Below are 20,088 nucleotides of genomic sequence, written 5' to 3'. Positions count from 1 at the left end.
CGCGGACTACATCTCGCGGTAGTCGCGCACCGGCAGTCGCGGCCCGAACCGGGGCCGCCGCGCGCCGGCGGCCGCCAGGTAGCGCACCGCCCGGTGGCGATGGCCCTCGTAGGGCGCCAGGGCCTGCAGCATTCCCTCGTCGTCGACCGGTCGCCCCAGCAGCGCGGTGCCCACGATCGTCGGCAGGTGGTAGTCCCCGACGCTGACCGCGTCCGGATCGCCCCACGCCCGCTGCGCGACCTCCGCCGCCGTCCACGGCCCGATGCCGGGGATCTTGCGCAGCAGATCGCGCCCGTCGGCGCCGCCGAGCCGGACGGCGCGTTCGAGGCTCGTCGCGCGCGAGGCGGCGGCGAGCAGGGTCTTGCGCCGGGCTCCGTCGATGCCCGCCCGGTGCCACTCCCAATCCCGGATCGCCCGGACCTGCCCCGGATCGGGCACCACCCGGAGGCCCTCGACCGGGCCCGGGGCGGGCGTTCCGAAGCGGTGGCAGAGCTCGCGCCAGGAGCGCCAGGCCTCGCGGTTGGTGACCTTCTGCTCCAGGACCGCGGCGACCAGCACGTCCCAGACCCGGCCCGTCGAGCACAGCCGCACCCCGCGCGAGGCGCGGCGACCGCGGTCGACGACCTCGTGCGCGGGGACGAACCCGCTGTCGTCGTCGGACGCGCCCAGCAGGTCCGGCACGCCTTCGAGCAGCACCTCGGCACCCGGGCCCCAGGCCGCGGCGCGCACCGCGGCGCCGTCGGAGGTCAGCCGCAGCGTTCCGGGGCCCGCGGCGGTGGTGCTGGCCCACCACACCTGGCCATCGGAGACGCGGCTGGCCGGATCACCGGTGCCGCGCCGCAACGGCGAGAGCACCCGCACCAGGTCCAGCGGGTGCGGCGGTCGCCAGTCGCGGGTGAGGGGTTCGTCCATGGTTCTCAACTCGCCGAGAACCGTACTCCGTTCGGCGGGAGATCGACTTCGGGCCAGACCCGCAGCCCGTCGCGCAGCTCGCACCCCTCGCCGACGCGGGCTCCGTCGCCGACCACCGCGTCGACCAGCTCCGCGCCCGGCCCGACCACCGCGCCCGCACCGACCACGGAGCGCTCCACCACCGCGCCCGATCCGATCCGGACCCCGTCGAACAGCACCGAGCCCGTCACGCGCGCACCGGATTCCACGACGCTGCCCGCCCCGACGGTGCTGCCTCCGGTGACGTGGGCGTCCGGGGCGATCTCGGCATCGCCGAGCACCAGCGCCTGCCCGGTCGGACCGGGCAGGGCTTCGGACGGCGCGTTGCCCAGCACCAGGTCGGCGCTGCCCCGCACGAACGCCGCCGGAGTGCCCATGTCCAACCAGTACGAGCTGTCCACGTGCCCCTGCACGCGCGCGCCCGCGGCGAGCAGCCCGGGGAAGGTCTCCCGCTCCACCGACACCGGCCGTCCGGCCGGGATGGACTCGACGACCTCGCGGCGGAAGACGTAGCAGCCCGCGTTGATCTGATCGACCGGCGGGTCGTCGGTCTTCTCCAGGAAAGCGGTGACCCGGCCGTCGGCGTCGGTGGGCACGCAGCCGAAGCGGTGCGGGTCGGCGACCTCGACCAGGTGCAGGGTCACGTCCGCGCGGTTGCTGCGGTGGGTGCGCAGCAGGCCCCCGAGGTCCACCCCGGAGAGGATGTCGCCGTTGAACACCACGACGTCCTCGGCGCTGAGCCGGTCGGCGACGTTGCGGATCGCGCCCGCGGTGTCCAGCGGCTCGTCCTCCACCACGTACTCGATGTGCAGCCCCAGGTCGGAACCGTCGCCGAAGTGCTCCTCGAAGACCTCGGCCTTGTAGGAGGTGCCGAGCACCACGTGCTCGATCCCCGCGGCCCGGATCCGGGACAGCAGGTGGCTCAGGAACGGGACCCCGGCGGTGGGCAGCATCGGTTTCGGGGCCGACAGGGTCAGCGGCCGGAGCCGGACGCCCTGACCGCCCACCAGCACGACGGCTTCCGCCTCCGGCGGCGAGGCCGATTCCTGCGTGTCCGCGGTCATGCGACGTGGTCCTCCTCTAACCCGGTGCATCTCGGTGACGTGACCCCATTGGGGGGAATACTCTGATATCGGCAACGGCATAATGACATCGGAACCGTCATGAATTGCCGTGCCCGGTTCGACGCCACACCCGAATTCTGCCCGGGGCCCGCGAGCCGCCGACCGCGAACGACTGAGAGGGCATCCACATGGACCCGCGCCTCCGAGCCGACGAAGCACTTGCTCACGCGCGGGCGCGTGGGGCGTTCGTCGTCACGCCGGACAACGCCACCTCGCCGATGGACGCGGACAGCACGGTCCGCATTCCCCGCGAAGTCGTTCAGCAGGTCGACGACGAGAGCACGCAGACGCTGCCGGCTCCCGGCGGGCAGCTGCCCCAGCAGCCCCAGTGGCCCACTCAGCAGGACGCGCAGGCCTGGCCCACCGAGGACTTCGAGCAGCACCTCCCGCCCAACCCCTACCAGGGCCAGCGGGCGACGAACGAGTTCGGCCCGCTGGGCTCGCAGCAGCACCCCCGCTACTAGAACCCCTTCGAGGGATCGCGCCGGACCTCACCACCTCCGCGCCCGGCACCGCCGCGGATCCCGAGCCGGTTCGCGGCGCCTCGACGTGCCCGAGGCGCTCAGGTCCCGGCCGGGGAGGTTCAGCGGGTCTGGAGGCGGGCCCGGGCGTCGAGGCCGAGCCGCAGGGCGAGGCGCAGCGGAGCCCACTTCGGGCCCCGGTACCGGTCGGCGAGGTAGCGGTAGGCGCTGCGGTGGTGCTCGACGAGCATCCGCTCGGAGGCCTGCGCGGTGGAGTGCCCGCCGATGTGCATCACCTTGGCGTCGGGGACGTAGACGTTGAGCCAGCCCGCCCGGCCCAGCCGGTCGCCGAGGTCGACGTCCTCGAAGTACATGAAGTAGCGCGGGTCGAAGCCGTTGATCGAGTCCCAGGCCTCGCGACGCAGCAGCAGGCAGGAGCCCGACAACCAGCCCGCGGTGCGCTCGGTGACGGTGGCCTCGGACTGCCGGTACGCGCGCGACCACGGGTTGCCCGGCCAGACCTTGCCGAACAGCGCGTGCCCGATCCCGCGCCCGATCGAGGGCAGCAGTCGCGCCGAGGGGTAGACCTCCCCGTTCGGCTCGGTGATCAGCGGGCCGAAGGACCCGCCGCGCGGCCAGCGCTTGGCGGCGTCGAGCAGCACGTCCAGCGAACCGGCGTCCCACTCCAGGTCGGGATTGGCGATCACCACCCAGCCGCACTCCTCGCCGAGCTCGGCGACACCGCGGTTCGCGCCGCCGCCGTAGCCGAGGTTGCCGCCGGTGGGCACCAGCTCGACGTGCGCGTGCTCCTCGGCCGCCCGCTCGGGAGCGCCGTCCGTCGAGCCGTTGTCGGCGAGGATCACCCGCACCGGGCGCTGCGAGGCCTCGCCCAGGGTGTCGATGAACCGCTGCAGGGTCGAACCGGGCGAGTACGTCACGGTGACGACGGCGAGCCCGTCGCCGTAGGAGCGCGTGTCGGTCACGCCGTCACATTCTGCCGAAGACCGCGGCACGCACCGGCACCGGCATGCGCCGAGGCTCAGCGGTGGAGGTGGCGGGCCCGGTCGTAGGCCTCGCGGTGCTGCGCGGTGCAGGACTCCCAGCTGAACTCCTTGGCCCGCAGCTGGGCAGCTGCGGCCAGCTCGGCCCGGCGGGCCGGGTCGTCGAGCAGGCTCCGCAGACCGCGGGCGATGTCCCCGGGCCGCACGCCGCAGTAGGCCACCGCCTCGCCGCCGACCTCGGGCAGGCTCAGCCTCCGGGTGGTCAGCACCGGCGCCCCGCAGGCCATGGCCTCCAGCACCGGCAGCCCGAAGCCCTCCCCGATGCTGGGGTAGGCGACCAGGCGGGCGCCGCCGAGGAATCCGGCGAGCTCGCCGAAGGGCAGGTAGCCGGCTCGGATCACCCGGACCTTGTGCGGGACCTCGTGCAGCGCGCGCCCCACCTGCGCGTCCCAGCCGGGTTGCCCGGCCAGCACCAGGGCGGGCCCGTCGCGGCGGGCCCCGCAGGCCTCGGTGAACCCGCGGACGAGCGCCGGCACGTTCTTGCGCGGTTCGAGCGCGCCGAGGAAGGCCACGTAGGGCTGGTCGAACAGGCCCAGCCGGTCGCGCACCGCCCGGATCTCCTCGGGTGCCGGCGGGTGGAAGCGGTCCGGGTCCACCCCGTGGTAGCTCACCGCCATCCGATCCCGGTCCGCCCCGGCCGCCGCGGCCAGCTCGGCAGCCGTGGCCCGGCTGGGCACGACGCACAGCTCGGCGCGCCGCAGCGCGGCGCGGGTCCAAGCGCGGAAGAAGCGGGCCTTGACCGGGTTGTGCACGGCCGGGTTGGTGAAGAACGTCGCGTCGTGCAGGGTCACCACCGAGGCCACCGGGTTGGCCAGCGGCGTGGTGTAGTGCGGCGAGTGCAGCACGTCGGCCCGCAGCTTCTTGACCAGCCGGGGCAGGGTGATCTGCTCCCAGGACAACCGCGCGGTGCGGGTCAGCACCGCCTCGGCGGCCGGCACGATCGCGGCGCCGGGGGCGATGCGCGCGTACAGGGCGGCGTCGCGGGGCTGGCAGGCGACCGAGAGCCGGGCACCGTCCGCGTCGAGCGCGGTCACCAGCGAATCGACGTACCGCCCGACGCCTCCCCGGTCCGCGGGGACGGCGGTGGCGTCGATCAGGATGTGCGGCTCGCCTCTGTGCACCCGTGCAGGGTAGAGCGCCGCGGACCGGCCGCGGGGTGAGTTCGCGAAAAACGCTTCATCCGATTTGCGCAGTCCGCTCCAGGTGCACCGCCCAGACCCGGCGGGCGGTGCTCTCCCAGCTGAACTCCCGCGCGCGACGCCTCCCGGCGGCGATCATCGCCGCGCGGCGCGACTGGTCGTGCACGGCGGTGCGCAGGGCGGCCGCCAGGGCTGGCGGATCGGCGCGCCGCACCTGCAGCCCGGCTCCCCCGGCGACTTCGACCAGCGCGGGGGCGTCGGAGTGCACGACCGGCACGCCCAGGGTCATCGCCTCCAGCAGCGGCAGGCCGAAACCCTCGGAGAGGCTGGGAACCGCCAGGGCGCTCGCTCGTCGCAGCACCGCGGCGAGCTGCTGGTCGGTGAGCCCGGCCAGCACCCGCAGCCGGGTCCCGGTCCGCTCGGCGACACGCGGGAGGTCCACGTCGCCCCAGCCCGGGCGACCGACGATCACCAGCGGCACGTCGGGCGCCTCCGGCTCGCCCATCGCCCGGACCAGGTCCGCGAACCCCTTGCGCGGCTCCACCGTTCCCACCGCGGCCACGTACGGCCCGTCGGGCAGCCCGGGGTCGCGCGGTTCGCCCAGCAGGTCGGCGGCGACGCCTTCGCCGACCACCTCGACGCGGGGCCGGGTGCCGAGGTGCTCGGCCAGCTCGGCGGCGACCGCGCGGGTGGGCACCACCAGGGCGTCGGCCTCGCGCGCTGCGCGGGCGATCGCTCGCCGGTGCCAGGCGGCTCCCCTGGCGGTGAGGGTCTCCGGGTGCGTCCAGGGCACCGCGTCGTGGACGGTGACGACCAGGCTCCGACCGCGGCGCGCCGGTGGGGCCAGCGGGGTCATGGCGTGCACCGCGGCACCGCCCAGTCGCGGCGGGAGGCCGCGTTCCCAGGCGGCGATCAGGGCGCGGCGCGGCAGCGGCAGCACCTGCGGGCCCTCGACGCCGGGGACCTGGGCGGCGGTCGGGTCGCCGGACCGGCTGACGACGCTGCGCACGCTCCAGCCCTCGGGCGCAGAGGCGGCCAGCGCGCGGAGGAGCTCGCGGGTGTAGCGGCCGGTGCCGCCGGGCACGGGGGCCAGCAGCTGCTCGGCGATGGCAACCAGCTCGGGCACCCGGTCAGCTTCGCACGCCGCCGCCCGGGGCGGGCTCGAAGGCGGGCGCTAACGTGACGTGCCGTGACCGACGAGCTGCGCAGCACGGTGATCGTGGTGACCTGGCGCGGTCGCGCGCACCTCGGGGACTGCCTGGACGCGCTGGCCGCCCAGGTCCGCCCGCACCGGGTCCTGGTGGTGGACAACGCTTCCGACGACGGCACCGCCGCACTGCTGGCCGGGCGCGGCGCACAGGTGCTGCGGCTGCCCCGCAACCTGGGCTACGCGGGCGGGATCGCCGCGGCGCTGCCCGACGTCGACACGCCCTACGTGGCCTGGCTCAACGACGACGCCGCACCGGAACCGGGCTGGTTGGCCGAGCTCGAAGACGCGCTCGACGGGGGTGCCGCTGCCGCCGCCTCGGTGCTGCGCGCGCCGGACGGGCGGGTGCAGTCCACCGGTGTGCGGCTGACCGCCGACGGGCACGGCGCCGACACCACCGGCGAGGAGGTCTTCGGGTTCTGCGGCGGGGCGGTGCTGCTGCGCACCGACGCGCTGCGCCGCGTGGGCGGGGTTCCCGCCGGGTTCTTCTGCTACTACGAGGACACCGACACCGCGTGGCGGCTGCGCCTGGCCGGCCTGCGCATCGCGACGACCTCGGCGACCGCCACGCACCTGCACGGCGCCAGCACCCACCCCGGTTCAGCGCGCTTCCACCGCTGGAACGAGCGCAACCGCCTGGTGACCCTGCTGCGCTGCGCTCCGCTGCCGGTGGCGGTCGGCCAGCTCGCCCGGTTCGCGGCCGTCACCGCGCTGCTGCCGTTCCGGCGGCTCGCCGAGCCACCCGCCAACTTCCGCACCGGGCTGCGCCTGCGGGTGCTGGCCGAGGTCGGCGCGCGGCTGCCCGGGGCGCTGCTGGCCCGGCGCCGGATCACCGGGGCGCGCCGGGCGGTCTGGGAGCGCTGGGCGGGGCGCTGAACCCGGTCACCCCGGACCGGCTGGTCGCGGCGACGCGATCGGGCACGGCCTGCTTTTTCATCGAAAGTCCCCGCTCGCGGGGGCTGCGGAGCACGGCCGAGGCCGGTTTGCCCGATCCGCCCGCGCGGCCGCCGAGCGATGAGGCAGGCTTGGGTCGTGGTCGAAGCCAACCTGCCCGTCGTGTCGGTGATCCTGGTCAACTACCGGAGCGCCGAGGACACCATCACCTGCCTGCGCGCGCTGCGCGACGACCTGGACTACCCCGCGGACAAGCTCGAAGTGCTCTGCGTGGACAACGCCTCGGGCGACGGCTCCGCCGAGCGGATCCGCGCCGCCGCACCGCAGGTGCGGTTGATCGAGGCCGGCTCGAACCTCGGGTTCGCCGGCGGCTGCAACCTGGCCGCGCGCGAGGCGACCGGCCAGGTGCTGGCGCTGCTGAACAACGACGCGCGTCCGGACCGGGCGTGGGTGCGGGCCGCGGTGGACGTGCTGCGCGGCGAACCGACCGTGGGCGCGGTCGCGAGCAAGGTGCTCGACTGGGAGGGCAGGCACGTCGACTTCGTCGACGGGGGGCTGACCTGGTTCGGCATGGGCTACAAGCGGCACGCCGGGCAGGTCGACGACGGTTCGCACGACGCGCCGCGCGACGTGCTGTTCGGCACCGGCTCGGCGCTGTTCGTGCGCGCCGAGCTGTTCGCCGCGCTGGGCGGCTTCGACGAGCGGTTCTTCATGTTCTACGAGGACGTCGACCTGGGCTGGCGGCTCAACCTGCGCGGCTGGCGGGTGCGCTACGAACCGCGCTCGCTGGCCTACCACCGCCACCACGCCTCGATGTCGGGCATCGCCAGCTCCCGCGAGCACTACCTCCTGGAGCGCAACGCGCTGGCCGCGCTGTACAAGAACGTCTCCGAGGAGACGCTGGCCAAGGCGCTGCCCGCGGCCATGGGGCTGGCGGTGCGGCGGGCCACCGCGCGCGGCGAGATCGATCCGACCCAGCTGGAGATCACCCGGCGCGGCGAGACCGAGGACGACTCGCCGGTTCCGGTGGACCGCTCCGCGCTGGCCGGGATGCTGGCCATCGACCAGTTCGTGGAGCTGCTGCCCTCGCTCAAGGAGTCCCGCGAGCAGGAGCAGCGCGCGCGGGTGCGCACCGACGCCGACCTGGTGCCGCTGATGCGCAAGGCCATGGAGCCCGCCTACCCGCTGCCGCGCTACCTCGCCGCGCACGACGCGCTGGTGGAGGCCTTCGAGCTGCACGAGGTGTTCGGCAGGCCGCGCAAGATCGCGGTGATCACCGGTGACGCGGTCACCGAGCGGATGGCCGGCCCGGCGATCCGCGCCTGGCACATGGCCGAGGTGCTCGCCGCCGAGCACGAGGTGCGGCTGGTCAGCGTCAACGACCGCGTCGACCCGCCGGAGACCGGCTTCGACGTGGTGGCGGCGACCCGCCGGGAGCTGGGCGCGCACGTGGACTGGGCCGACATCGTGGTGCTGCAGGGCCACGTGCTGGAGATGGTGCCCGCGCTCAAGCGGGTGGACTCCACCAAGATCGTGGTCTGCGACGTCTACGACCCGATGCACCTGGAACTGCTCGAGCAGGGCCGCGACACCGACGACGAGCGGCGCGCCAAGGACCTCGCCGGGGTCACCGAGGTGCTCAACTCGCAGCTGCAGCGCGGCGACTTCTTCCTGTGCGCCTCGGAGCGACAGCGGCACTTCTGGCTCGGGCACCTGGCTTCGCTGGGCAGGCTCACGCCGGGGCTGTACGACAGCGATCCCACGGTGCGCTCGCTGCTGTCGGTGGTGCCCTTCGGGCTGCCCTCGGCCGCGCCGCGGCGCACCGGCCCGGCGATCAAGGGGACGCGTCCGGGCATCTCGGCCGACGACAAGGTGGTGCTCTGGGCGGGCGGGGTCTACAGCTGGTTCGACCCGCTGACCCTGCTGCGCGCGGTGCACCGGCTGTCGGCCGAGCACAGCGACGTCCGGTTGTTCTTCCTGGGCATGAAGCACCCGAACCCGGACGTGCCGGAGATGGGCATGGCCGGGCAGACCCGCGCGCTGGCCGAGCGGCTCGGACTGACCGACAAGTTCGCGTTCTTCAACGAGACCTGGGTGCCCTACGGCGAACGGCAGAACTACCTGCTCGACGCCGACTGCGGGGTGACCAGCCACTTCGAGCACGTGGAGACCACCTTCGCCTTCCGCACCCGGGTGCTGGACTACCTGTGGTCCGGGTTGCCGGTGGTCACCACCGACGGCGATTCGTTCGCCGACCTGGTGCGCGGCGAGGGCATCGGCGTGGTGGTCCCGGCGGAGGACCCCGACGCGCTGGCCGCCGCGCTGGAGAAGGTGCTCTACGACGAGGACTTCGCCGCCGAGTGCCGTCGCCGGATCGGGCCGGTGCGCGAGCGCTTCACCTGGGAGTCGGTGCTGTCGCCGCTGACCGAGTTCTGCCGCGACCCGCGCCCGGCCGCCGACCGGCTCTCGGCCACCGCTCCCCTGTCGCGCGCGCCGCGCCCCGGCACCGGGGAGGCGGTCCGGCGCGATCTCGCGCTGCTGCGGGAGTACCTCGAAGCGGGCGGTCCGGTGGAGGTGGCGCGGCGCGCGAGCGGCAGGCTGCGCCGCCTCGCGGGAGAACGGCTCCGTGGCCGCTGAGCCGCGGGTCCTGCTCGACGGCACGCCGCTGCTCGGCGCGCGCACCGGGATCGGCCGCTACACCGCGTCCCTGGCCGCGGCGCTGGCGCAGCACCTCGACCTGCGACTGATCGGCTTCTCGGCGCGCGGTGCCCGGCGCCTGCGCGCGCTCGCGCCCCCGGGCAGCCGCGCGGTGGGTCCGCCGGTGCCCGCCCGGTTGCTGCGCAAGGCCTGGTCGCGCGGGCCGTTTCCACCGGTGGAGCTGCTCGGCGGGGCGGCCCGGGTGGTGCACGGGACGAACTTCGTGCTGCCCCCGTCGCGGCGCGCCGCCGGTGTGGTGACCGTGCACGACCTGGCGTTCCTGGACGATCCGCGGCTGGCCGAACCGGATCTGGCCGCGCTGGTGGCCGATTCGGTCCGCCGGGCGTCGGTGGTCTGCACCCCGTCTGCCGCGGTGGCCGCGGCGGTGTCGGCGCGGCTGGCGGTGGAACCGGCGAAGATCGCGGTGACCCCGCTCGGGGTCGATCCGGAGTGGTTCGACGCCGCACCGCCGAGCGCCGAGGACCGCGCCGCGCGCGAGATCCCCTCTGAGTACCTGCTCTTCGTCGGCGCCACCGGCCCTCGCAAGGGCCTTCCGAAGTTGCTGGAGGCCCTTCACCCCGGGCTGCCCCCGCTGGTGGTGGCCGGCCCCGGCCAGCCGGGTCCCGACGGTCGAGCGCTGCGCACCGGTTACGTGCCCGAAGCGGAGCTGCGCCGGCTCGTGGCCGGGGCGAGCGCCTTGGTGCTGCCCTCGCGCGACGAGGGGTTCGGACTTCCGGTGCTGGAAGCGCTGGCCTGCGGGGTCCCGGTGGTGTGCTCGGACCTGCCGGCCCTGCGCGAGGTCGCCGGCGAGCAGGCCGCTTTCGCCGATCCGGATGACCCCGTGGAGCTGCGCGCGGCGCTGCACCGCGCGTTGCAGGACCCGCCGGACGCCGACCTCAGCCGCGCGCGAGCAGCCGAGTTCACCTGGGAGGCCTGCGCGGGACGAACCCTGGAGGCCTACCGGCGGGCGACCGGGGGCTAGCCAGCCTGCCCTTCTTTCATCAGAAGTCCCTCGTGCGCCCCGGGACTTCCGATGCGAGAAGGGCTTCCCCGGTCATCCCGCCGAGAGGGCTGGTCCGTCCGTTGCGAAGGCTGCGGCGAGGGCTTCCCGCCAGGGCCGCAGCGGGGTCAACCCGGCCTCCTGCCAGGCCTCGCCGGAGAGCACCGAGTAGGTCGGGCGCGGTGTCGCCACCGGGTACTCCTCGGTCGTGCAGGGGCTGATCCGCTCCGGGTCCAGCCCCAGTTCGGCGAACACGGCCCTGGCGAACGCGAACCACGTCGTCTCGCCCGCGTTGGTGCAGTGCAGGATCCGGCTCTTGGGCCCGGATCCCTGCGCGACGCGCTCGGCCAGCTGCAGCAGGCCACCGGCCAGGTCCGCCGCCCAGGTGGGCGATCCGACCTGGTCGTCGACGACCCGCAGGACGTCGCGCTGCGCGGCCACCCGGGCCATGGTCTTGACGAAGTTGCCGCCGCGCGCCCCGTAGACCCAGGCGGTGCGCACCACCCAGGCGCGCGCGCCGGAAGCCAGCACCGCCTCCTCGCCCTCGAGCTTGGTGCGGCCGTACGCGGTTCGCGGGCCGGGCTCGTCGGTCGGCAGGTACGGCTTGGTGCCGTCGCCGGAGAAGACGTAGTCGGTGGAGACGTGCAGCAGCGGCAGGTCCCCGGCCGCGCAGGCCGCCGACAGCGTTGCGGGCCCCTCGGCGTTGACCCGGGCGGCCGCCCGCGGGTCGGACTCGGCGGCGTCCACCGCGGTGTAGGCCGCCGAGTTGATCACCACCGGGTTCAGGTCGGCGTCCCGCGCGGCCTCGGCGAACGAGTCCACCGCATCGCGCACCGCCTCGGCGTCGGTGATGTCCAGCTCGGCCGAACCGGGTGCGTGCACCAGCGCGCCGGGACGAGCTCCGAGCCGCGCGGTCAGCTCCGAGCCGACCTGCCCGCGCCCGCCGGGCACGAGCACGGCCAGCCGGGTCACCGGGCCACCGCCGCGCGCTTCTTGAGCGGTTCCCACCAGGCGCGGTTCTCCCGGTACCAGCGCACCGTCTCGCGCAGCCCGGTGGCGAAGTCGACCCGGGGGGCGTAGCCGAGCTCGGTGACGATCTTGCTGTGGTCCACCGAGTAGCGGCGGTCGTGACCCTTGCGGTCGGGGACGTGCTCGATCATGTCCGCCCCCAGCTCGAACTCGGCCAGCAACCGCTCGGTGAGCTCGGCGTTGGTCAGCTCGATCCCACCGCCGATGTTGTAGATCTCGCCCGCTCGCCCGGACTCGGCGACCAGCTGGACGCCTCGGCAGTGATCGTCGACGTGCAACCAGTCGCGCACGTTCATCCCGTCGCCGTAGAGCGGAACCCGCTTGCCCTCCATCAGGTTCGTGATGAACAGCGGCAGCACCTTCTCCGGGAACTGGTAGGGCCCGTAGTTGTTCGAGCAGCGCGTGATGCACACCGGCAGGCCGTGCGTGCGGTAGTAGGCCCGCGCCAGCAGGTCCGAACCGGCCTTGGCGGCCGAGTACGGGGAATTCGGCTCCAGGGCGTGGCCCTCCGGCCAGGACCCGGAGTCGATCGAGCCGTAGACCTCGTCGGTGGACACGTGCACGAACTTGCCCACCCCGGCGTCGACGGCGGCCTGCAGCAGGGCGTTGGTGCCCACCACGTTGGTGGTCACGAAGGCGTCGGAGCCGGTGATCGAGCGGTCCACGTGGGTCTCGGCGGCGAAGTGCACGACCACGTCGATGCCGCGCAGCAGGTCGCCGAGCAGCTCGCGGTCGCAGATGTCGCCGCGCACGAACCGCAGCCTCGGGTCCTCGGCGACCGGCGCGAGGTTCTCCTCGTTGCCCGCGTAGGTCAACTTGTCGAGCACGATCACCTCGGCGAGCTCCGCGTGGGCCGGGTAGGCCCCGCCGAGCAGTTGCCGAACGTAGTGCGAGCCGATGAACCCGGCTCCACCCGTGACCAGAATCCGCATGCCGCCTCTTCCTCGTGGTTCGCCGCGAACCGCTCGCGGGCCCGCCAGCGCAGTCTGACATGGGCGCGTCGGGCTCGATCCCACTGCTGCACTTACACACGGTCACCGACTCGTCTAGTCCATATGAGTGAGATCACGCACTATGGAGGGAGGTGAATCGGCTCCACGGATCACCGTTAGCCTGCCCACTGAAGCCGAGCAAAATCACTCGATAGTGGTGTAATGCTCGTCCCGCAGGCCAAGGAGGATTCGGCGTGGAGGACCGACCGAGGCGGTCTGGCGGCCCGGCTGGGCGCCCCGATAAGCCCGTTCCGCCACGCGGAGCTGCGGGAAGACCACCTCGAGCCGACTCGTCCCGCGCAGGCGGCGCGGCCGAGGGCGGCCCGAAGCCCAAGGGCCGGCCGGGCAAGTCCGCCCGGTCGAGCGCGGCGGCGGTCCCGCCCGACGACGTCTGGGACAAGCCCCGCCGCAGCGGCCGCACCGCCGTGCTCGCCGGCCGCACCGCGACCGCCCTGCTGTCGGTGGTGGTCCTGGTGGCCACCGGCTTCGCCTGGTCGATCTTCGGCGGCGCGGCCAACACCGGCACCGCGGACGTGATCAGCGACAAGCTGCGCGCCCCCGACGGGGCGACCGACATCCTGCTGATCGGCAACGACAGCCGCACCGACTCGCACGGCAACCCGCTCCCGGACGAGGTCCTGCAGCAGCTGAACACCTCCGACGACGAAGGCGGCGACCTCACCGACGCGATGATCCTGGTGCGCATCCCGAACAACGGCAAGGGCGCCGCGGCGATGTCGTTCCCGCGCGACACCATGGTCGATTCCGGGATGGGCGATGGCCAGCACAAGCTCACCGAGACGCTGAAGCGCGGCAAGGCCGCCGCGGCCGCCGAGCTCGAGCAGGAGGGCGGCTACTCCCCCGAGGAGATCGAGGACAAGTCCACCAAGGAGGGCAAGAAGCTGCTGCTGCAGACCATCGAGAAGCTCAGCGGCGTGTCCGTGGACCACTACGCCGAGGTCAACCTGCTCGGCTTCTACGAGATCACCAAGGCCGTCGGCGGCGTCGAGGTCTGCCTCAAGGAGCCCACCCAGGACTCGTACTCCGGGGCCGACTTCCAGGCCGGCGTGCAGACCATCCAGGGCTCCGACGCGCTGGCATTCGTGCGGCAGCGGCACGGCCTGCTCAACGAGCTGTCCCGGGGCAAGCGCCAGCAGGTGTTCATGTCCGGGCTGGCGCACAAGATCCTGTCCTCGGGCACCCTGACCAACCCGAGCAAGCTCAACAACCTGGTGAAAGCGATCAACAAGTCGGTTACGCTCGACCCGGAGCTGGCCAACGACATCCTCGGCTTCGCCCAGAAGATGAGCAACGCGGACCCGGCGAACATCCAGTTCTACAGCGCTCCGGTGCACCTGGTCGGCGAGTCCGGCGAGGAGGAAGTCACGATCAACATCCCGGAGGCCAAGCGCTTCGCGTCGAACCTGCTGCTGCCGCCGAAGCAGCGCGCGCAGAAGATGTCCCAGCTGGCCGACCCCACCACGCTCGCGGTCAACGTCTACAACGCCTCCGGCATCAGCGGCCTCGCCGCCAACGTCTCCGAGGAGCTGGCCGACCAGGGCTTCCAGGAGGGCGAGGCGGCCAACGCCGAGTCGCGCCCGGACACCGTCGTCTACCACGCGCAGGGCGAGGAGTCCGGCGCGCAGCTGGTGGCCGATGCGCTGGGCGGCGTGCGCACCGAGATGAAGCCGGACCTGGAGTCCGGGCAGGTCGACGTCTACCTCGGGTCGGACTACAAGGGTCCCGGCAAGCAGGCGTTCTCCGGTTCGGCCGAGCTGCGCCTGGACGGATTCCGCGCGGCGGGCCCGATGAAGGCCCAGAACAACGTCAACGACCAGGAGATCACCGCCGACGGCGTGCCCTGCGTGGAATGAGCCCGCTTCGCCGAGGACCGCGCTCTCCGGCTCGCGGTTCTCGGCAAAGCGTCCGAGCCGAGCGGACATCCGGCTAACCTGAGTCGCGTCACGACGACGGCGGGGAGAGGCCGAGTTGCCCGAGGAGTCCGAAACCGCGCACGACGAGCCGGTCGCACCGCGCCGCTCGCGCGCGCGGATCGCCGGTCGCGCGCTGCTGGCGCTGTGCTCGACGGCGGTGCTGGCGCTGACCGCCGTCGGCTGGTTCGTCGTCGACCGGCTCGGCGAGGTCAGCTCCGCGAAGGTCATCGACCAGCACGTCGCCCGGGCGCCCTCGGACGACGACGGGGCCACCGACGTGCTGCTGGTCGGCAGCGACAGCAGGACCGACGCGCAGGGCAACCCGCTGCCGCTGCGCGTGCTCAAGCAGCTGCGCACCGAGGCGACCAACGGCCTCAACACCGACAGCCTGGTGCTGATCCGGATCCCGCACGGCAGCGCGCAGCCCACCGCCGTGTCCATCCCGCGCGACACCTACGCCCAGGTGCCCTCCGGCGGCAGCGAGAAGATCAACGCGGTCTACGGGCTGACCAAGAAGGCCACCGAGAACTCGCTGCGGGACCGCGGCGTGGGCGCGGACGAGGTCGAGCAGCGCGCCAAGGCCACCGGGCAGCGGGCGCTGGTGCAGACGGTCCAGGGGCTGACCGGGGTGCGCGTCGACCACTACGCCGAGCTGAACCTGCTCGGGTTCTTCGAGCTCACCGAGGCCGTCGGCGGCGTGGAGGTGTGCCTGAACTCGGCGGTCAGCGACAAGGACTCCGGGGCGGACTTCGCCGCGGGCAGGCAGACCGTCTCGGGCGCAGACGCGCTGTCGTTCGTCCGGCAGCGGCACGGGCTGCCGCGCGGTGACCTGGACCGGATCGTGCGCCAGCAGGTGTTCATGGCGGGCCTGGCGAACAAGGTGCTGTCCACCGGGACGCTCACCGACCCGGCGAAGGTCGACGACCTGACCGCCGCGGCCCGCCGCACCGTCGAGCTCGACGAGGACTGGGACCCGCTGGGTTTCGTGCAGCAGATGCAGCAGGTCGCCACCGGCGCGGTCAACTTCGTGACACTGCCGGTGGCCGACGACAACGCCCGCAACGAGCGCGGGCGGAGCATCGTGGTGGTCGAACCGAGATCGGCTCAGCGGTTCGTGGCCGGGCTGGCCGAGACCGCACCGCGACTGGCACCGGACCCGGTGCTGCGGTTGGACGGGACCGCGGAGGAACCCCCGATCACCTCGGGCGAGGAAGTTCCCTGCGTGAACTAGCCCCGGACGGGCACCGCCGTGCTGATCCAGCTCGAAACCGGCCGCTAGGCTGCCCGCCATGAGCATTACCCAGGCACTTCTCGGCCCGCTGCTGGCCGGTGCCGCCAAGCCGCTGATCACGCACTACGACGACGCCACCGGGGCCCGCATCGAGCTGTCCCGCGCGACGACCGCGAACTGGGCGGCCAAGACGGCGAACTGGCTGGTCGACGAGGTCGACCTGGAACCGGGCACCCCGGTGGCGGTCTCGCTGCCCGCGCACTGGCAGACCGCCGGCGTGCTGCTGGGCGCCTGGTGGTGCGGCGCGCACGTCACCGACGATCCCGGGGACGCCGAGGTGGCCTTCGTGCCCGCGAGCGCACCGGACCGCGCCGAGGGCGCCCACGTCAAGGCCGCGGTCGGGCTGGACCCGCTGGGCGCGCCGGTGCGCGACCTGCCCGAGGGCTTCGTGGACTACGTCTCGGACATCCGGGTGCACGGCGACGACTTCAGCCCGATCGTCCCGCTGGGCGGGGACGCGCCCGCCCTGCTGGACCGGTCGGTGGACGAGGTGCTCGGAGCCGCCCGCGAGCGCGCGGGCGAGCTGGGCATCGGCCCCCGCGACCGGGTGTTGTCCACCCTGGACTGGACGCTGCCCGGTGGCGTCGTGGACGGCCTGCTGGCGGTGCTGGCGGGCGAGGCCGCGCTCGTGCAGTGCACCAACCTCGACCCGGCGAAGCTGGGCAAGCGTCGCGCCGACGAGCGCACCACCGTCGAGCTCGGCGAGCTCGGCGAGCTCGACGGGTAACCACGATCACACCGAAGTCGCTGGTCAGCTCCCTAGTGCCGCTATCTACTCGTCGGTAGCCTCCGAGTATGCGCGACACCGATTCGCTCTTCCGGGTCGAAGGCGATCACTTCGTCCCCAACGAGGCGTCCGGCAACCCCTGGGGCGAGCTGACCGGCGGCGGCCCGGTCGCGGGCCTGCTCGCGCGCGCCATCGCGCGGGCCGCGGCCGACGAGGACCTGTTCGTCGCGCGGCTGACCGCGGACCTGATGCGGCCGGTGCCGCGCACGCCGATCGCCGTGCAGGTCGAACCGGTGCGCACCGGCAAGCGCCTGCAGGTCGTGCGAGCCACCCTCACCAGCGGCGAGCAGCTGCTCACCCACGCGACCGCGCACCTGATCCGGAAGTCCGACGTGGACGGCCCGGAAGCGGCTGGGGCCGCGCCGTTCCCCGGCCCGGAGGGCATCGAGACCGCGCACCTGCTGCCCCCGGAGCTGGGACTGCGCTGGGGCGTGCACGACGTGATGGAGGTGCGCTGGGTCGCCGACCAGTCGGCCGCCGAGACCAGCAAGGCCTGGATGCGGATGCCGCTGCCGCTGCTGCCCGACGAGCCGCTCAGCCCGCTGGCGCACGTGGCGATCCTCGCCGACGCGATCAGCGCGGCCAGCCCGATCGGCGAGATCTTCGGGCCGTGGATCAACACCGACATCTCGCTGTACCTGCACCGCGAGATGCGCGGCGAGTGGCTGGGCGTGGAATCCCGCAGGGAGACCCAGCCCAGCGGCATCGGAACGGCCAGCGCCCGGCTCTACGACGTCGACGGCCCGATCGGCACCGCCCACGAAGCGGTCATGGTCCACCAGCTCGGCTGACCACCGCGCGCTCGCGACACCTCAGCCCTGAGCGGCCTTGTCCTGCAGGGCCGCGTGCTTGTCGTGCACCATGCTCTCCAGGCCGTCCTGGAACTCGGCCATCCGGGTGCGCAGTCGCGCGGCCAGCTCGCCGTCGCCCGCGGCGAGGGTGCGCACCGCGAGCAGGCCCGCGTTGCGCGCCCCGCCGACCGAGACCGTCGCCACCGGCACGCCCGCGGGCATCTGCACGATCGACAGCAGCGAGTCCATGCCGTCCAGGTGCTTCAGCGGCACCGGCACGCCGATCACCGGCAGCACCGTGGCCGAGGCGACCATGCCCGGCAGGTGCGCGGCGCCGCCCGCCCCGGCGATGATCACCCGCACGCCCCGCTCGGCGGCCCCGCGCGCGTAGTCCAGCATCCGCTGCGGAGTGCGGTGCGCCGAGTACACGCCGACCTCGAAGGGGACGTCGAACTCGGTGAGCGCATCACCCGCCGCCCGCATCACCGGCCAGTCGGAGTCGCTGCCCATGATCACGCCGACCAGGGGATTCCGCTCGGTCACTGCAGGTGCCTCCCTGTGGTTGGACCGGCACCGCGGCGGTGCCGGCGTGCGAGACCCGTCACCGGGCCGTCAGTGGATTTCGTAGCCGTCCAGCCACTCGCCGCGCGAGAGCCAGTGCGCGGCGAGCCTGCCCTGCTCCCGCAGCTCGTCCGCGTCCTCGCCGAGCATGTTGATGTGGCCGAGCTTGCGGCCGGGCCGCTCGCTCTTGCCGTACAGGTGCACCTTGGCGTGCGGGTAGCGGGCGAACAGGTGGTGCAGCCGCTCGTCGACGCGCATCTGCGGTTGGGCCGGCGCGCCCAGCAGGTTGGTCATCACCACCGCGGGCGCGGCCAGCTCGGTGCTGCCCAGCGGGTAGTCCAGCACCGCGCGCACGTGCTGCTCGAACTGCGAGGTGCGGGAGCCCTCGATGGTCCAGTGCCCGGAGTTGTGCGGGCGCATCGCCAGCTCGTTGACCACCAGGCCCTCGTCGGTCTCGAACAGCTCGACCGCCAGCACGCCGGTCACGCCCAGCTGCTCGGCGACCGTCAGCGCGATGTCCTGGGCCCGCTCGATCAGCTCCGCGGAGGCCTCCGGCGCCGGAGCCAGGACCTGCACGCAGATGCCGTCCTGCTGCACCGTCTCCACCAGCGGCCACACCGCGCCCTGCCCGAACGGCGAGCGCGCGACCAGCGCGGCCAGCTCGCGACGCAGCGGCACGGCCTGCTCGACCAGCAGCGGCGCACCGCCCGCGAGCAGCTCGGCCACGACCTCCTCGGCCTGGGCGGCGTCGTCGAGCATCCACACGCCGCGCCCGTCGTAGCCGCCGCGCGCGGTCTTGAGCACGCACGGCCAAACGTGCTCGGCGCCGAACTTCAGCACATCGCCGACCTCCGCGACCTCGGCGAACGCCGGGACCGGCAGGTCCAGCTCGGCGAGGCGGCGGCGCATCACCAGCTTGTCCTGGGCGTGCAGCAGCGCGTCCGGGCGCGGCTGCACGGACGCGCCCGCGGCCTCCAGGGCGCGCAGGTGATCGCCCGGCACGTGCTCGTGGTCGAAGGTGACCACGTCGCAGCCCTCGGCGAAGGACTTCAGGGCCTCGAGATCGGTGTGGTGGCCGATCTCCACGTTCGGTGCGACGAGGGCGGCCGAGTCGTCCTCGGATGTGGCCAGCACCTTCAGCGACTGCCCGAGCGGGATGGCCGCCTGGTGGGTCATCCGGGCCAGCTGGCCACCACCGATCATGCCGACAACTGGGGTTCCGGTGCGCTCGTCCACATCGTCAGCGTAAAGCCGCTGGGCTCGCGCACCAGCGGCAGGACCGGACAAGGCGATCTGCTTCACAGTGCGCCGATCACAGCGCCGCCAGCAGTTCGCAGGCCTGGGCGTGATCGGCGGGCAGCGGCTGCTCGCTGATCCGCACCCGACCGCAGTCGCGCAGCGCGGGATCCGCGGCCAGCCGGTTCTCGATCATCCAGCGCGCCTGCACGCAACGCGCCTCCAGGTTCGGGGTGCGTCGGGTGAGCACGCCCGCGGTGGCCGCGCGCAGCAGCGCGACCGTCTCGCCCGCGTCGAAGACGGTGCGCAGCGCGTCGGCGATGAGCACCATCGCGACCATCCGCGGATAGCCCCCGCTGGACACGCCGAGCGTGACCGTCAGCAACGCGTACTCGTCGCCGGCCCGGAACCCGCCCGCGCTCGCCGCGCGGTAGATCTCGTGCAGCCGGGTGCGCAAGTAGCCCGCCGTGTTCATGCCGGTCAGCGGGTCCTCGACCTCCCGGCCCGCGGAGAGCCCGCTGACCACGTCGGCCCAGCCCAGCGCGGTGATGCGCAGCAGCGAGGTGGGCACCGCGTCCGGATCGGCCGAGACCAGCCCGTCGCCGCCGGACTCGGTGACCGCGTGCAGCGCGGCCAGGTCCTGCAGGGTTCCGGCCAGCTCCACCCCCGACTCCGCTCGCGCCGCCCCCAGCTCCGCCAGCGGATCGCGCAGATCCGCCTCGGCGACGACGGCCGCGCACACCGCGTCGACCGCCGGTACCTCCCAGTCGCCGGGGAACGGCCACCCCGCTGCTAGGCTCGCGGTCCTCCAGCGGGCCCGCAACGCCCGCTGCAGCGACCGCGTGCCCGACGCGTCACATCCAGGTGACCAGTCCCGCATGCTTCAGATCCCTCCTTGTCGCGCCTACATAACCGGGACGCAGCAACGGCTAA

At 73.5% G+C, this 20,088-nt stretch carries 18 protein-coding genes; 8 read left to right on the top strand and 10 right to left on the bottom strand.

Going from position 1 to position 20,088, the window contains the following annotated elements:
- Positions 1–6: 6 nt before the first annotated feature.
- The gene (locus tag ACFQRI_RS08610; RefSeq protein WP_380666350.1) at positions 7–912 is read right to left on the bottom strand and encodes a DNA-3-methyladenine glycosylase family protein; all 906 of its coding nucleotides are present in this window, start codon (positions 910–912) and stop codon (positions 7–9) included.
- A gap of 5 nt (positions 913–917) precedes the next feature.
- Positions 918–2,015: a mannose-1-phosphate guanylyltransferase gene (manB, locus tag ACFQRI_RS08605; protein ID WP_380666347.1), complete on the bottom strand. Its 1,098-nt coding sequence runs from the start codon at positions 2,013–2,015 to the stop codon at positions 918–920.
- A gap of 188 nt (positions 2,016–2,203) precedes the next feature.
- Between manB and ACFQRI_RS08600 the strand changes: the two genes are divergently transcribed.
- A complete protein-coding gene (locus ACFQRI_RS08600; RefSeq protein ID WP_380666345.1) occupies positions 2,204–2,539 on the top strand; it encodes a hypothetical protein in 336 nt (111 codons plus the stop codon).
- 119 nt (positions 2,540–2,658) lie between these two features.
- Here the strand turns inward: ACFQRI_RS08600 and ACFQRI_RS08595 are convergent, their stop codons facing one another.
- From ACFQRI_RS08595 to ACFQRI_RS08585, 3 genes are all read right to left on the bottom strand, one after another.
- Entirely contained in the window at positions 2,659–3,519 is an 861-nt protein-coding gene (locus ACFQRI_RS08595; protein ID WP_380666343.1) for a glycosyltransferase family 2 protein, read from the bottom strand.
- A 56-nt stretch (positions 3,520–3,575) separates the two neighbouring features.
- Positions 3,576–4,697, bottom strand: a complete 1,122-nt coding sequence (locus tag ACFQRI_RS08590) for a glycosyltransferase family 4 protein (protein WP_380666443.1) — start codon at positions 4,695–4,697, stop codon at positions 3,576–3,578.
- Positions 4,698–4,773: 76 nt separating this feature from the next.
- On the bottom strand, positions 4,774–5,862 hold the full coding sequence (locus tag ACFQRI_RS08585; protein ID WP_380666341.1) for a glycosyltransferase family 4 protein: 1,089 nt from the start codon (positions 5,860–5,862) through the stop codon (positions 4,774–4,776).
- A 63-nt stretch (positions 5,863–5,925) separates the two neighbouring features.
- Here ACFQRI_RS08585 and ACFQRI_RS08580 point away from each other — a divergent pair, with 63 nt between their 5' ends.
- The 3 genes from ACFQRI_RS08580 (at position 5,926) to ACFQRI_RS08570 (ending at position 10,516) form a co-directional block, all read left to right on the top strand.
- A complete protein-coding gene (locus ACFQRI_RS08580; RefSeq protein WP_380666339.1) occupies positions 5,926–6,819 on the top strand; it encodes a glycosyltransferase family 2 protein in 894 nt (297 codons plus the stop codon).
- A gap of 138 nt (positions 6,820–6,957) precedes the next feature.
- Complete coding sequence (locus ACFQRI_RS08575) at positions 6,958–9,474, top strand: glycosyltransferase (protein ID WP_380666337.1); 2,517 nt, start codon at positions 6,958–6,960, stop codon at positions 9,472–9,474.
- Entirely contained in the window at positions 9,464–10,516 is a 1,053-nt protein-coding gene (locus tag ACFQRI_RS08570; RefSeq protein ID WP_380666335.1) for a glycosyltransferase family 4 protein, read from the top strand. The genes ACFQRI_RS08575 and ACFQRI_RS08570 overlap by 11 nt, the downstream gene beginning before the upstream one ends.
- Before the next feature lie 72 nt (positions 10,517–10,588).
- Here the strand turns inward: ACFQRI_RS08570 and rfbD are convergent, their stop codons facing one another.
- Together rfbD and rfbB are read right to left on the bottom strand one after the other, a co-directional pair.
- On the bottom strand, positions 10,589–11,542 hold the full coding sequence (rfbD, locus tag ACFQRI_RS08565; RefSeq protein ID WP_380666333.1) for a dTDP-4-dehydrorhamnose reductase: 954 nt from the start codon (positions 11,540–11,542) through the stop codon (positions 10,589–10,591).
- Complete coding sequence (gene rfbB / locus ACFQRI_RS08560; RefSeq protein ID WP_380666331.1) at positions 11,503–12,495, bottom strand: dTDP-glucose 4,6-dehydratase; 993 nt, start codon at positions 12,493–12,495, stop codon at positions 11,503–11,505. Before rfbB ends, rfbD begins: the two co-directional genes overlap by 40 nt.
- 254 nt (positions 12,496–12,749) lie before the next feature.
- Between rfbB and ACFQRI_RS08555 the strand changes: the two genes are divergently transcribed.
- The 4 genes from ACFQRI_RS08555 to ACFQRI_RS08540 all read left to right on the top strand — a co-directional run bounded on the left by ACFQRI_RS08555 (position 12,750) and on the right by ACFQRI_RS08540 (position 17,358).
- A complete protein-coding gene (locus tag ACFQRI_RS08555; RefSeq protein ID WP_380666330.1) occupies positions 12,750–14,429 on the top strand; it encodes an LCP family glycopolymer transferase in 1,680 nt (559 codons plus the stop codon).
- Between the two features lie 115 nt (positions 14,430–14,544).
- Entirely contained in the window at positions 14,545–15,720 is a 1,176-nt protein-coding gene (locus ACFQRI_RS08550; protein WP_380666329.1) for an LCP family protein, read from the top strand.
- Positions 15,721–15,778: 58 nt separating this feature from the next.
- Entirely contained in the window at positions 15,779–16,507 is a 729-nt protein-coding gene (locus ACFQRI_RS08545; RefSeq protein WP_380666327.1) for a TIGR03089 family protein, read from the top strand.
- A gap of 68 nt (positions 16,508–16,575) precedes the next feature.
- On the top strand, positions 16,576–17,358 hold the full coding sequence (locus ACFQRI_RS08540; protein ID WP_380666325.1) for a thioesterase family protein: 783 nt from the start codon (positions 16,576–16,578) through the stop codon (positions 17,356–17,358).
- Between the two features lie 21 nt (positions 17,359–17,379).
- Here ACFQRI_RS08540 and purE read toward each other — a convergent pair whose 3' ends face one another.
- From purE to ACFQRI_RS08525, 3 genes are all read right to left on the bottom strand, one after another.
- Positions 17,380–17,868, bottom strand: coding sequence for a 5-(carboxyamino)imidazole ribonucleotide mutase (gene purE / locus ACFQRI_RS08535; RefSeq protein WP_380666441.1), 489 nt, complete (start codon positions 17,866–17,868; stop codon positions 17,380–17,382).
- 102 nt (positions 17,869–17,970) lie between these two features.
- A complete protein-coding gene (locus tag ACFQRI_RS08530) occupies positions 17,971–19,155 on the bottom strand; it encodes a 5-(carboxyamino)imidazole ribonucleotide synthase (RefSeq protein WP_380666323.1) in 1,185 nt (394 codons plus the stop codon).
- Positions 19,156–19,231: 76 nt separating this feature from the next.
- A complete protein-coding gene (locus ACFQRI_RS08525; RefSeq protein WP_380666321.1) occupies positions 19,232–20,035 on the bottom strand; it encodes a hypothetical protein in 804 nt (267 codons plus the stop codon).
- Positions 20,036–20,088: the final 53 nt, after the last annotated feature.

Origin of the sequence: Saccharopolyspora griseoalba, from assembly GCF_042665275.1 — a bacterium.
Taxonomy (GTDB): domain Bacteria; phylum Actinomycetota; class Actinomycetes; order Mycobacteriales; family Pseudonocardiaceae; genus Saccharopolyspora; species Saccharopolyspora griseoalba.
This window is presented reverse-complemented; position numbering and strand designations above follow the sequence as displayed.

Bases quoted from the DNA above. Each gene is read 5' to 3' on its own strand.
- ACFQRI_RS08610 (WP_380666350.1), bottom strand. From the start codon at position 912: ATGGACGAACCCCTCACCCGCGACTGGCGACCGCCGCACCCGCTGGAC.
- manB (WP_380666347.1), bottom strand. From the start codon at position 2,015: ATGACCGCGGACACGCAGGAATCGGCCTCGCCGCCGGAGGCGGAAGCC.
- ACFQRI_RS08600 (WP_380666345.1), top strand. From the start codon at position 2,204: ATGGACCCGCGCCTCCGAGCCGACGAAGCACTTGCTCACGCGCGGGCG.
- ACFQRI_RS08575 (WP_380666337.1), top strand. From the start codon at position 6,958: ATGAGGCAGGCTTGGGTCGTGGTCGAAGCCAACCTGCCCGTCGTGTCG.
- rfbB (WP_380666331.1), bottom strand. From the start codon at position 12,495: ATGCGGATTCTGGTCACGGGTGGAGCCGGGTTCATCGGCTCGCACTAC.
- ACFQRI_RS08545 (WP_380666327.1), top strand. From the start codon at position 15,779: ATGAGCATTACCCAGGCACTTCTCGGCCCGCTGCTGGCCGGTGCCGCC.
- ACFQRI_RS08540 (WP_380666325.1), top strand. From the start codon at position 16,576: ATGCGCGACACCGATTCGCTCTTCCGGGTCGAAGGCGATCACTTCGTC.
- purE (WP_380666441.1), bottom strand. From the start codon at position 17,868: ATGGGCAGCGACTCCGACTGGCCGGTGATGCGGGCGGCGGGTGATGCG.
- ACFQRI_RS08525 (WP_380666321.1), bottom strand. From the start codon at position 20,035: ATGCGGGACTGGTCACCTGGATGTGACGCGTCGGGCACGCGGTCGCTG.